Origin of the sequence: Mesorhizobium sp. M0815, assembly GCF_040319995.1 — a bacterium.
In the GTDB taxonomy this organism is placed as follows: Bacteria; Pseudomonadota; Alphaproteobacteria; order Rhizobiales; family Rhizobiaceae; genus Mesorhizobium.
This window is the reverse complement of the sequence record NZ_JAMYOU010000061.1, coordinates 1-12,336: the sequence shown is the minus strand read 5'-3', so window position 1 is coordinate 12,336 and position 12,336 is coordinate 1. Positions and strand designations below refer to the sequence as shown.

Genomic DNA, 12,336 nt, shown 5'->3' with positions numbered 1-12,336 from the left:
TCTGCGCCGGCCAGCCGGCTTAACCCTCGTACCGTTGCATATCGGATGACGGGCCGCCCTCAGGCCCAGCAATCATAGGGACTAGGTGGCTTGTTCTCGGCGAATATCGGCCATAACCATTGGGCCCCTCGCGGACGTTTTCGGAGCCCCGGTCCCGACCGGGTTTGCGAGAATTTGTCCAGCGCGTTCGCGTCGTCGAATGTAGACCCGAGCATTCCAGCGCGGTGACAATCGAGGGGTAAGGCCGGCGACGTGGGGCAACGACGTATGTCCTATCCGCCCGTCTGGATGCCCGCGTCGCCGTCACGCGAGACGCAGCCCATCGAGGTGTTTGAAGCCGGCTCAATCGTCCGCCTCAACCATGACGCGCCGGCCTTTCGGCGGCTTGATGGCAGGCGAGAGCGCGGTTTTCACTGCGGCGACGGCATTTTCGGTGCGCATGATCATGGAGACGTCTCGCTGATGCGTTCGCAGAGTCCCATGCATGGGCCGTGCCAGAGAAGGAAAATCTTATTAAACAACGGGTTGTCGGATTTGCGATCCTGTCGGAAATCCGACATTGAGGGGGACGCCTCACGGCGGCGCCCGATTTGCACGTCGATGTCGCCTTTTTCCGAATAGCTAATCGGGCACCTTCTGCACCAGAATACTTCTCTTATGGAGACCAGCACGAAGTCTTCATGAACGGACAGTGCAGAACCTTTGTCTCTGCCGGACAGATCGCGATATGCCTTGTCCATCGAGGTCGGCAGTTGCAAGAGCTGCCAGATCCTTCACCCTATCGTGCCGTTGCACTGGCTCGATCCCGACATCCTCGGAGGCCGCGATCATGAAGAGTGACGCAATCTCATGTCCGCCGCGAGGCCTCTCTCATGGGGAAGCAATTCTCTATGTTTGATGTCGGATCGATGCTCTTGATGAGATGGTTGCGGATGGGCGCATGCCCAGACCTAAGCGCATCAATGATTTGCGCGATATGGGACCTTCACCAATTGGATTGTCGAATCTCTGTAAAGATAGCCGGAAGAGAATTGCGTTATGACCACTCTGCCGGTTCCAAAAGCACGTGCGCCATTCGGTCCCTGCGACTCAATCCAGGCGGAGGGATGAGGCCGCAAAGCAGTCTTTTGCGCGCCCACCGGTGGGCCAAGATGGAGCCATCGTAAACGCAGTTATTTGATGATAGCCGCCGCGGAGTCCTCAAGGCTGTGCCGCGCCCGAAACCGGCGACGTAGTGGTCGTCGATCGCCCCGTCGCCGATGTCGATCCGAAGCTCGGCCGTTTCGCGGTGAGCTTCACTGCTATTCCGCAGTGCCCACCGAGCTCGCACAGGAGGTTCTATCAGGCGGTCACGGCTGCACTCGTTGTCGGGTCTTCGACAAAGTCGGACATGAAGCACACCGCAATCAGAGCCATGTCATTGTTGTGAAATGATTTTCTCGTTTGGCACGACACGTGCAAGGCTATCCGCAAACGCGCTGCGGCAAGGACTGAGGAGAAATCATGCCATGATCAAGCTCGCCGAACATGCGGTCGCAGCCGCGAAAACTGAGCTTTCCCGGGCCGACGGAAGACTTTGCGCCTGTTTTCCAGGCGACATCACTCTTCGGGTTAGCCGGACATGACCGCATTCGATTTCCGCCCAACGCTGAATGCTCCCGCCGATGATCCCTATCTTTGGCTCGAAGATGTAGAAGGCGAACGGGCACTTGACTGGGCCGCCAGCCAGTCGGCCAGGACCTTGAAGCACTTCGGTGGAACGCAATTCGAGCGGGATCACGACGCCCTGACAGCAATTTTCGATCATCCTGACAGGATCCCCTTGAGCAGGCGCCGCGGCCAGTACCACTACAATTTCTGGAAAGATGCCGGAAACCCGCGCGGACTGTGGCGCCGGACCACCCTTGCCGCCTATATGAACAAGGATCCCCATTGGGAGCTACTGCTCGATTTGGACGCCCTCGCCGCTAGCGACGGAGAGGACTGGATCTGGCGCGGCGCGTCCCTTGAGCCGGAGAGACGGGAAAGAGCCGTTCTGCGCCTGTCGCGCGGCGGCAGCGACGCGGTCGTGCATCGCGAATTCGATCTGGAGTCTCTTAGCTTCGTCGCCGACGGTTTCAACCTCGCCGAGGCCAAGGGCGGGGTTAATTGGCTCAACCCTGACACGCTTCTGCTTTCCAGTGCGTTTGGTGATGGCATGGCCACCCGCTCCGGCTATGCGCGCACCGTGCGGCTGTGGAAGCGTGGCGCGGATCCGCTCACCGCGCCGGTAATCTTCGAGACCGGTTCCGAATCCCTCGGCGTGTCCGGCCGTCTGGACCGCACCGCCGAGAGCGAGCGCCTCTGGTTCATCGAGCAGTCGACCTTCTTTGAGAAGATCGGCCGAATCGGTGACAGGAGCGGGCCGAAGATGCGGATCGACCTTCCTCCGGACGCCTCGTGGAGCGGCTTCGGCGACTGGCTGGCGGTAGAGCCGCGCAAGCCATGGGCAGTGGGAGGGACGACCCATGCCGCGGACGCGCTGATCGGCATCTCGCTTTCCTCCTTCATCGCCGGCGAGCGCAGTTTTGCCATCCTCTTTGAACCAGGCGACAGGCGCTCCCTGCAGTCATTCTTCTGGAATAACGGGAAGCTCATTATCTCCTACCTCGTTAACCTCGATCCGCGTTTCGAGATGTTCACCCCCGAGGGCCAGGAATGGACGCGCCGAGCGCTGGACACCGTGCCCACCGAAGGGACTGTTCACCTTCGGTCGCTCGATGCTGAACGTCACGAGACCAATGGAGAGGTCCTCATTTCGGCTCAGGACCCGATCAAGCCGCGGAAGCTTCTCCTATTAGACCTCAATGCCGCGGCGCCTCTCGGCGCTCCAGTAATCCTAAAGCGCAAGCCGGAGAATTTCGACGCATCCGGGCTGGTGGTCACGCGCCACGAGGCAGTCTCGACCGGTGGGGAGATGATCCCCTACACGCAGGTCGGTCCGGCGAACGGGAACGGGGATGCCCCGGTTCACCTCACCGCCTACGGCGGGTACAGCATATCGCTCCTGCCCCACTACAACTCCTCGCTCGGCAAGCTGTGGCTCGAACGCGGCGGCACGTGCGTGGTGGCGAACATCCGGGGCGGCGGAGAGTTCGGCACCCGTTGGCACGAGGCCGGGCGCAGGGAGGGCAAGCGTCTCGCCCATGACGATTTCGCCGCCGTTGCCGCCGACCTCGTGCGAAGGGGCATTACGCTGCCGAGGCGAATTGCCGCCGAGGGCGGCTCAAATGGCGGCCTTCTGATCGCCAACATGCTTACCCGCTATCCTGAGCGTTTCGGCGCGCTGTTCTGCAAAATGCCGCTTGTCGACATGCGCCGCTACACCAAGCTTTTGGCGGGCGCGAGTTGGATTGACGAATATGGCGATCCCGACAAGCCGGAGGAATGGATTTTCCTAAAGGAAATCTCCGCCTATCACGCCGCAACGCCGGGACAACCCTATCCGCCGATCCTGCTCGCCACCACGAAGCGGGACGACCGCGTCCACCCGGGCCACGCGCGTAAGATGGCCGCAAAGCTGCAGGCTCTTGGCTATCCCGCTTACTTCTATGAGCCCGGCGCGGGCGGACACGGCTACGGCAAGAACAATCGGGAGCGGGCCGCATTCATTGCCTTGGGCACCAATTTCCTTCGCAGTGCGATCGGTTGGCAAGCCGATGGCGTTCGATAGGTGGACGGAGACAAAGGGCAACGTTTCAATAAGTGAGTGCAGGGCGATGATTGCGAGCACGGGGCAAATAATGTGAGCACAGTCTCACGCAAACTGAGCAGAGCGCCACGGCAATCCCAAGCAATTCGAGCAAGATTTTTCGTAATTCAGTCCACATTTCTGAAGAGCAAGGAGAGAATATCATGGCGAGAAACCAAATGCGCGCGGCGCGGGGAGTAACAGCGGCCGTTGTCCTCATCGTGATGGGACAGCAGGCCGTCGCCGCGGACCTTGCGCAAGCGGCGAGCGTCCCGCAGGCGGGAACTTCGGTCACGGAAGTGCCAAGCCCTTGGCAGATCCGCCTGCGTGCGTTGGGGGTCATCACTGAGGATTCGGGCTACGTCAATGGCGTGCCCGGCTCCGATCTTTCCTATTCGGACACCGTCACGCCGGAGCTCGATATCTCCTATTTCTTCACGGATAACATCGCCGCCGAGCTCATACTCGGCACCACCTACGCCAACATCGACGGCCAAGGAACGATCGGCGGGCTGGGCAAGATCGGCAAGGTTTGGTTGCTGCCGCCCACGCTCACATTGCAGTATCATTTTACTAATTTCGGCGCTTTCAAGCCCTATGTCGGCGCCGGCGTAAACTACACGATATTCTATAGCCGGGATGTCGGCAGCGCCGATGCTCTTAAGGTGAAGAACACGTTCGGCACCGCGCTGCAGGTCGGGTTCGACTACATGGTGGATCAGCACTGGGGCGTCAACTTCGACGTGAAGAAGCTTTTCCTCAAGCCAGACTTCGACGTCACGGTCGACGGCGCGAAGCTGACGGGGAAGGCGGAGCTCGATCCCTGGTTGATAGGCGCAGGTGTCACCTACCGCTTCTGATCACGAAAGGCCAAGGCGGCTTGCCTGAGAGCCGATCTGAAATGAAGGGCGCCTCGTGCGCCCTTTTTACCGGGGATCCCTGCCTCGCCGCCTATTTTATGCCTCAATACTAAAGCGTGTCCGGCGTGTGGCCGAGGCGTTGGAATACGGCATGGTGGGCATCAACATGGCACGCATGTCGCTACGGAGATGTCGCCCGCGATTACGTCTGCGACCACCCACCGACAGCAATCACATCCGGTATGGCGTCGAGGAGGCCAGCGGGTCGATAACCGTCGTCGGGGTGATGGCCGAATATCTTAGATAGTTGTCCTTCTCAGCCTCATATGAATAGCTGAGCTCGGCTACCGAATGATCTTCTCGACCAACTGCTAGCAGGAGGCGCCGCCAGTGCTGCCTTCGAACAGGGCGGCCTGCTGGATACGCTCAAGAAGGCTCTGACAGAGCGCGCGCTGAACGCGGAGATGGACCATCATCTGGCGAGCGGCGAAGACGCTGGCAATACGCGTAACGGCTATGGCCGCAAGACGGTGACGACCGAGACCGGCAAGCTGGAGAACGATGTTCCGCGCGACCGCCAGTCGAGTTTCGATCCGCAGCTGATCGCCAAGTACCAGCGCCGTTTGCACATATCTGTCGCGCCGCAGCGGTCGGTCGGCACCACCGTGATCACCTGGTCAACTCCGCTAGGACGATACGCAGCGCTGTCGGATCGACGGTCCCGTCAATCCGCAGTCGCGTGCCGCTCGGAAAGGCCACGACGATCCTGCCGGCCGGGTCCGGGCAATCGGCGATGGGGCTTTCGACACCGGGCAGATCACTCACGTCGATGCGCGAAGGTAGCCATCGCCTGATCGGCATCAAGCTCGCCGCCGGCCACCTGCTTGCGCCAGGCATAGAGCTGTGCCGGAGGTACGCCGAACGCTTCCGCAACCTCGGTCACCGACGACCCCGCCGCGCTCGCCGGGTCGACCAACGCGCGCTTCTCGGTGCAACTCCGCAGCCTTCGTTGCCGCACGCGCCTGGGCACCGCAGTAAGAATCTCCTGCCGCTGCGGCACCGCTTAATTCGCCGACCAGATCGCCCCCTTGCATGTTCCAATGTCATGGCCCGAAAACTCCATGTTCACCGGCCTTTTGCAAGGTGCCTTGGCGCATCGAACCGTCATCAATCCAGCACCGAATTTGAGGCATGTCGATGATTACACCCCCATCATGCCTCGGTCGAAGACCAAATGCCGGGGTCGGAACCACCAATCGCTGATCTAATCCCATCAGCCGTTCTGCGCGAGGGCTTGCCCTCGGGCGCGTCGGCGTCAACGATTGTGCCAAGCTCATCAGAGAGGTAAGCAGCGCCCCGAACAATGCGGTTCGGCCGCAGGGCTAATGGTTTTGAATATCTCCCGGATGTCTGTAATCAAAAACAAGCAAATTATCGGCTTTTACAGCCGTTATTGGAGTAATCTCAAAACGTCGCCTTGTACTATTCTCGTAAATTGTCTCGCCGACATAGACAAAACCGATCTTCATATTCTTTATAAGCGAACGCGTGTTATTCTGACGAATAAATCCAGTTACTTTCTCAAGCTTTAAGTACTCGAAAGCAAATTGGACTACTGCCCTGCCTGCCTCGACCGCAATCCCCTTCCCGGAGGCCGCAAGGTGCAGGCAAGTTACGATTACCACGTTATTCGGATTTTCGGGCCTATACGGGTCGCTGCACATCAGTCCACAATAACCAGAGAATTTTCTGGCTTGGCCTTCATCTTTGACGTACACCATCCATAAGCCGAAACGATGGCGCTGCCAATGATTGATGAACTGAAGCAGTTCAGCTTTCGACTGCTCTATCGTCGGATAGACTCCATCTCTGATGGCGTTTACCACGAACGGATCGCTATGAAGTCCATGTAGAAGAAGCTCGTCGCTATGCGAGGGCGGCCTTAGAATTAGGCGCGGCGTTTCTAGGATGTACACGAGAAGCGTCCTTTTCTGAGCCGGCACTTATAATTGAGCGGCACCCACAACAAACGTGGGACTATGATCTCCTAGAATGCGCGTTCATTGGGTTAAAGTTCTATGAAATCTCTGCAATAATCTTGTTTCTGGGATGCCGAGGTTCTTTAGATTCGCTGAGAGGCGCGGCCATTGGCACGCTTATGATGTTGCTGAAGTCACCCAAGGAGGTTGCATGCCCTGCCTAGAGCAGATTCGACTTATTCCGGGTCATAGCCGGCTGCCTCGGAATAGTGCCTGCATTCCTCGGCTGTGAAAGCTGCGAGGCGTTTGGCCAGGACCGACCAGAGTTCGTCGATGGTTCGGGCTGCAGCCTTTCTCAGGAGGGCCTTGAGTTTCGAGAAAGCCATCTCGATCGGGTTGAAGTCAGGCGAGTATGGCGGCAGGAACAGGAGCCGCGCGCCAACCTTCTCGATCGCCTCGCGCGTACGCCGTCTTTTTTTGAACGTGATGCCGCGACGGTCGAGGAACAGCCAGACCGTGGACGGCGCTACCCGCACGCCGCGCTCGGCAGCAAGGCGCTCCCCGATCTCGGCAAGCGTGATGTCCGGCGCGTCCTCGATGAGGCCAAGAATGAAGGCCTCACGCGCATCGAGCTTCGAACGCGACGGCTGGCCCTGCTTGCGCGCTTGTGTCTCGCCGGTCTCGCGATAGCGGCGATACCAACTCCCGGCCGTCGAAATCCCGATCCGGAAGCGACGCGCCGCCTCCCGCGTCGAAACCCCGTCGTCAGTCACCGGCAAGTGGCATATTGAAGAGACCTATACCAACGCCGGCAGCCGTTGGTTGTGCCGTTACCGCATATTCGAGCGCAAGGGATCTGGGTCATTCCCAGCGCAGGCTTAGTGAGCGGATAGGGACATGCCGGGAATGATCGTGAACGCATGCGTCGAAGCAGCGTTGAGAATGGCGCGATCCTGGTGCGCTGACGGGATTGCTTCGCAAGCATTCGCATCGTGCTGAGCGGATTGGCTTTGAGACAGGGGCGATGTCCAGTTGGTCGTGGCACGAGCTCACGGGTCGTCGTCTGCATCGATGCCCGCCATGCAAAGGCAGCACTTCGGTGCGGATGAGCAATGGCTACGAAAACGATGCCTACGTCTCCCGAACTGGTGCGTGTCGGGTAGTATAGGGAAGTGAAGGTCAAGAGCGTAAAGAGCCAGGCCGCCTGATCCGTGCTTGCGATGCGGGCAAGGCTTGTCGCAATTTGCGATCTCGAAACCAGATCCGGTCGATGGTTCCTTTGCGCAGCCATTGTGATCGGCGGCTTGAGCACTCGACGGCGTTGGGCTGAGCTCTAGACGGCTGGCGTCAAGGAATGCCAAAGCGCAAGCGGATATCGATGGCAAGGATGGTCTTCTCTTCCAGATTGCGCGCGGACTGAGACTGTAGGCCAGGTATCAGCGCACGCAAAAAGCAGGACCACAGACTGATCAAACTGGTGGCCCTTGAACCATCGCATTCCACCGCGATCGTTGAGGCGCTGCGCAACCGGTAGTCAACGGTGCAACAGATCCTAAAAGTAAATTTCACAGAGTCTTTGCGACCGCCAATCGCTGGCAATGATACGTTCAACACAAAGTCTGAGGTCAGGCACGGCTTCAAAAAGCTGATCCCGCTTTACGCTCGGACCGCCGCACAGCACGCAACGTGAGGATCAATAGCCAGTGGCAAGAAGAGCGCTCATCTTGGTTGAAGGCCATACAAGGGGTAATGGTCTGCTATACGTCCAAGCGGCCAAGCGTCTTGGGCTTCATCCAATTACGCTGTCGGCCGATCCAGCTCAGTACAGCTATCTTGCGGCGGAAAAGGTTGAGGCAATCCGCGTCGATACAGACAATTTCAATGCGCTGATCGACGAATGTTCCCGGTTGCGTATGGCCTATGACATTGCTGGCATTACTGGCTTTTCGGGCCCCGATGAGTCGGTCTATGTGACAGTTGGCAAGCTCTGCCAGTACTTCGATCTACCGGGACCGAACCCCGCATCGATTGAACGGTGCTTCGACAAATTCGTTCAACGTCAGCTCCTTGCAAAGGCCGACGTTGCAATACCTGCTTATCGCGTGGCAGCGAATGCGACGGAGGTTGAAAGCTCTGCCGCGGAAATCGGCCTACCCGTGATACTTAAGCCAGCCGTAGGCAGCGGCAGCAGCGGTGTCCGATTGTGCCGCAACTTCGATGAGTTGGCCGAGCATACGACCTATCTGTTGGGCGGGAAGCACATATGGCCGTGTTCGCCGAGGATATTGGTCGAAGGATTCGCACAAGGCCCTTTTTATTGTGCCCAGATAATGGGAAATGAGGTCATTGGGATTGAAACCACTGACTGGGGCAATCCACCACATTTCGTCTGTCGTGCGACGACCTTTCCGGCCCTGCTGACTGATGACGAGCATGAGCGTATCGCCGACGTTTCGCTGAGCTGTTTGCGAGCTCTCGGCCTTGGCTGGGGGCCAGCCTGCATTGAATTCCGGTGGACGACGCTTGGCCCAGTCGTCATTGAAGTCAATCCGCGTCTTGCTGGCGCGCCCGATCCCCAACTGGTTCGGCTGGCTTACGGTATCGATGTCATCACCGAGCACACCAAACTTGTCATCGGCGACGAATGGAATTTGCGCAGAAGGCGTTCTCACACTGCGGCCGCGCGGTACCTAGTTCCTGATCGTGATGGCACCCTCGATTGGATTGCTGGCGGCAGTCGGGCGGCTGCTGTATCAGGTGTCGCCGAGGTCAAATTGTATGTTGAACCCAAAGCGCCGATCATCAGGAAAGGCGATTACCGAGACTGCATCGGACATGTCGTCGCCGCATCACCCACCCTTGCTCGGACCGAGGCGATACTTCAGCGTGCCGTCGACTTAATCGATTGGTCAATCACACCTTCTGACGCTTGTCGAACGGGAACAGCGCAGGTGGCGCCGGATAACAGGTGATGGCCGCCGAACATTGGTGCAATTGAGAGCACGAGAGAGACGAAGGCCGACGATGATGCTTATCTTCCTAACTGGGGCACCTCTATGCTATTGAAGACAGTAGGGCGCATTACTGTCTGTGAACGACAATCGTTTTCTGCATGCTCTACGTATTCTGTTGCTATTGAACGAAAGTTGGGACCGGATGGCACCCCCCTTCCTCTCAATAGAAATGCAAGAATCGAACTTCGATACTTCGCCATTTCGCCTAAGAAGGTCGTGACGCTCTGGAAGCGGAGAATCGTCATCGTTATTGTGTCTTTGCAGGTTAAACGGAATTGTTTTTAATTTCTAAGGTAGATTGGAGAGGAATGTCTTCCCTTCTAGTAAATCAACACTCAATTCCATCAATAACGAGCGCGGCCCAATTGCTTTCCGCTCGCCGGCTGATATTGAAGATTGGCTCCGCACTGATTGCCGATTCAGAGACCGGAGAAATACGCAGTCATTGGCTTGAAGAGCTGATAGAAGATGTCGTCCGATTTTTCGAACGGAGGCAGCAGGTGATCATCGTGACCTCCGGTGCTGTCGCGGTTGGATCATCTCACTTCAATCAATTGGACAGACCTCTGCGAATTGAGGAGAAGCAAACGGCCGCCGCGATTGGTCAGGTTCGACTTATGCTTGCCTATGAACAGAGTTTGAAACGCCATGGGTTTAGCCTGGGACAAGTGTTATTGACCGGTGAAGATATAGACAACCAGCATCGCCGCCTTAATGCGCGATCAACCCTTCAACAACTTCTCAAGGTCCGCGCTGTACCCGTTATCAATGAGAATGACACGACCGCAACGGCTGAGATCTGTTTTGGCGACAATGATCGGCTGGCAGCGCGGGTCGCGGAGATGGTGAACGCTGACGCTCTCATTCTGCTTTCCAATGTAGACGGCCTCTTCACGGGAGATCCATACGACAAACCGTTGGCCCGTCTGGTGAAAGAGGTGCGATGCATTACGCCCGAGATAGAGGCCATGGCCGCTCATTCCCCCGCTCGGCATAGTGCGGGTGGCATGATAACCAAATTGATGGCGGCAAGGATAGCCATGGACGCGGGCTGCGCAATGGTCATTGCGAAAGGAAACAAACCTTACCCGCTCGCCGCGATCGAGAACGGTGGGCCATCAACGTGTTTTATTCCGCTCGCCAACGGCAGGGTTAGCCGCGCACCTGTGCCAACTGCGTACCGTAGATGAAGAGTCGTGCGCCGTTTTGACGTCCGGGACCTCTTCTCCGGCACGGCCCCTTTCTTACCCAGCGCGGTTGAGAGCAGATGGCTTCGTGTGCCAATTTCATGAGCGCTGCCGGGATCTTGTTGCCGACGCGCCGTATGGCGGTTGCTCGTTATAGTTTCCGCGCTAAGCCTCTAACTTTTCCGGGCTCGAAAGGCTCAGGAACCAGTGGGCGTTCAAATATTCCGCCCGCAGCCGGGCAAAGAACGCTTCGATGAACGTAATGTCCGTCGGCTTGCGCGGCCGTGACAGGTCGAATGTGACGCCGTGCCGGTACGCCTATAGTATCTCTCCGGTGAAGCTTTCAATTTTCAATTGCATAAGTTTGGCTCCGATGATTGCGCCGACCTTGATGTCAGTGAGGCGCGTAAGGGCTCGCCACATAACGATATTGCCCGGCGGCGGTCGCTGGCACGGGCGGCGCGACCTTGACCAAATAGCGCGATAACGTTCCGGCATGGGACGCGGTCGGATCCTTGTCGGGCAGAAGATGATCGAGGAGCTTCATTTCGACATCGGTGATTGCGAGGTCCGTTTAGCGTGCGGTCGTGAGAGGTCGATCAGGTCATCCAAAACACCCGCCAAGCAAGGAGGCAGAAGACAGCAATGAGCACGAGGCGCTCGGTAGTTTGCAGCCGTGCCTCTTTTGGCTTTGCAGCCGATTTCAGGACAGGTATCGAGCTTCAGCGCACGGCGTACCAGTCGAGCTTCTCGATGGCGTTTCATTGGAATGGACGGCAGATTGGTGATCAGCTTCCAATCGATCCCTGTTCCACGCGCCGGTTCCTGGCGCTCCTGGGCGTACAGCACCGTTAGACTGAGTGCGGGATAGCGTTTCTGTTTGCCGGCCGCAGGACATGAATGCGGCGGTATTTGATCTGCCCGAAACCGTCTCAGACCAACGAAATCACGCACGATTTCATGGGTCGTGCCCCCAGACGTGGTGTAGCTCGGCAGTAGCGAAGCCGCTCGCGCGCGCGCCCTCAACAGCGCTATAGCGAGCGAGCGGCTTTGCGGCGCTCATCGATGTTCCCCGGTAAAGGTCGGGTTGCTGACACAACCTGACTCGAAGGAACCATCGGACCGACGACATGATGAACCTGCGCACGCTGGTGGAGAAGACCCCCGACTCCGATATCTTGCGCGAGATGATTGGGTTTGCCGCCGAGCGGCTGATGGAACTGGAGGTTGGGGCCGCCACCGGCGCCGCCTATGGCGAGAAGAGCCCGTTGCGGACGGCCCAGCGCAACGCCTATCGCGAGCGCGACTGGGAGACGCGCGCCGGCACCGTCGAGCTGCGCATCCCCAAGCTCAGGAAGGGCTCCTATTTCCCCGGTTTCCTAGAACCGCGCCGCATGGCCGAGAAGGCGCTCACCGCCGTCATCCAGGAAGCCTATGTGCAGGGGATCTCGACGCGCTCGGTCGACGACCTGGTCAAGGCGATGGGCATGAGCGGCATCTCCAAAAAGCCAGGTCAGCCGGCTGTGCGAAGAGATCGACGGCAAGGTCAAAGCGTTCCTTGAAAGT

General features: G+C 58.3%; 8 protein-coding genes and 6 pseudogenes. 7 read left to right on the top strand and 7 right to left on the bottom strand.

The annotated features are described in order from the left end of the window. Positions 1 to 443: 443 nt before the first annotated feature. Entirely contained in the window at positions 444 to 758 is a 315-nt protein-coding gene (locus NKI01_RS30500; protein WP_352965789.1) for a hypothetical protein, read from the bottom strand. Positions 759 to 1,621: 863 nt separating this feature from the next. Between NKI01_RS30500 and NKI01_RS30495 the strand changes: the two genes are divergently transcribed. From NKI01_RS30495 to NKI01_RS30485, 3 genes and pseudogenes are all read left to right on the top strand, one after another. Next, positions 1,622 to 3,712: a prolyl oligopeptidase family serine peptidase gene (locus NKI01_RS30495; RefSeq protein WP_352965788.1), complete on the top strand. Its 2,091-nt coding sequence runs from the start codon at positions 1,622 to 1,624 to the stop codon at positions 3,710 to 3,712. A 182-nt stretch (positions 3,713 to 3,894) separates the two neighbouring features. Continuing rightward, entirely contained in the window at positions 3,895 to 4,590 is a 696-nt protein-coding gene (locus NKI01_RS30490; RefSeq protein ID WP_352965786.1) for an OmpW/AlkL family protein, read from the top strand. A 368-nt stretch (positions 4,591 to 4,958) separates the two neighbouring features. Then, positions 4,959 to 5,213: pseudogene (locus NKI01_RS30485) on the top strand (transposase); the annotation flags it as partial. 194 nt (positions 5,214 to 5,407) lie between these two features. On the opposite strand, the gene NKI01_RS30480 reads toward NKI01_RS30485, so the two are convergent. The 4 genes and pseudogenes from NKI01_RS30480 to NKI01_RS30945 form a co-directional block, all read right to left on the bottom strand. Continuing rightward, a complete protein-coding gene (locus NKI01_RS30480) occupies positions 5,408 to 5,566 on the bottom strand; it encodes a transposase (RefSeq protein WP_352965784.1) in 159 nt (52 codons plus the stop codon). Positions 5,567 to 5,972: 406 nt separating this feature from the next. Continuing rightward, entirely contained in the window at positions 5,973 to 6,566 is a 594-nt protein-coding gene (locus tag NKI01_RS30475) for a GNAT family N-acetyltransferase (RefSeq protein ID WP_352965783.1), read from the bottom strand. Between the two features lie 239 nt (positions 6,567 to 6,805). Beyond that, positions 6,806 to 7,030: pseudogene (locus NKI01_RS30950) on the bottom strand (transposase); the annotation flags it as partial. A 60-nt stretch (positions 7,031 to 7,090) separates the two neighbouring features. After that, positions 7,091 to 7,342, bottom strand: a pseudogene (locus NKI01_RS30945) (helix-turn-helix domain-containing protein); the annotation flags it as partial. Positions 7,343 to 7,518: 176 nt separating this feature from the next. On the opposite strand from NKI01_RS30945, the pseudogene NKI01_RS30940 reads away from it, so the two are divergent. From NKI01_RS30940 to proB, 3 genes and pseudogenes are all read left to right on the top strand, one after another. After that, positions 7,519 to 7,774, top strand: a pseudogene (locus NKI01_RS30940) (IS110 family RNA-guided transposase); the annotation flags it as partial. A gap of 498 nt (positions 7,775 to 8,272) precedes the next feature. Then, positions 8,273 to 9,541, top strand: a complete 1,269-nt coding sequence (locus NKI01_RS30465; protein ID WP_352965781.1) for an ATP-grasp domain-containing protein — start codon at positions 8,273 to 8,275, stop codon at positions 9,539 to 9,541. Between the two features lie 407 nt (positions 9,542 to 9,948). After that, the gene (gene proB / locus NKI01_RS30460; protein WP_352965780.1) at positions 9,949 to 10,773 is read left to right on the top strand and encodes a glutamate 5-kinase; all 825 of its coding nucleotides are present in this window, start codon (positions 9,949 to 9,951) and stop codon (positions 10,771 to 10,773) included. A gap of 97 nt (positions 10,774 to 10,870) precedes the next feature. On the opposite strand, the pseudogene NKI01_RS30455 reads toward proB, so the two are convergent. Both NKI01_RS30455 and NKI01_RS30450 read right to left on the bottom strand, forming a co-directional pair. After that, a pseudogene (locus NKI01_RS30455) lies at positions 10,871 to 11,088 on the bottom strand (integrase core domain-containing protein); the annotation flags it as partial. Positions 11,089 to 11,164: 76 nt separating this feature from the next. Beyond that, entirely contained in the window at positions 11,165 to 11,317 is a 153-nt protein-coding gene (locus NKI01_RS30450; protein ID WP_352965779.1) for a hypothetical protein, read from the bottom strand. Between the two features lie 583 nt (positions 11,318 to 11,900). Here NKI01_RS30450 and NKI01_RS30445 point away from each other — a divergent pair. Then, positions 11,901 to 12,336: pseudogene (locus NKI01_RS30445) on the top strand (transposase); the annotation flags it as partial.

Coding starts and splice junctions, on each gene's coding strand:
- NKI01_RS30495 (WP_352965788.1), top strand. CDS start 1,622: ATGACCGCATTCGATTTCCGCCCAACGCTGAATGCTCCCGCCGATGAT.
- NKI01_RS30490 (WP_352965786.1), top strand. CDS start 3,895: ATGGCGAGAAACCAAATGCGCGCGGCGCGGGGAGTAACAGCGGCCGTT.
- NKI01_RS30450 (WP_352965779.1), bottom strand. CDS start 11,317: ATGAAGCTCCTCGATCATCTTCTGCCCGACAAGGATCCGACCGCGTCC.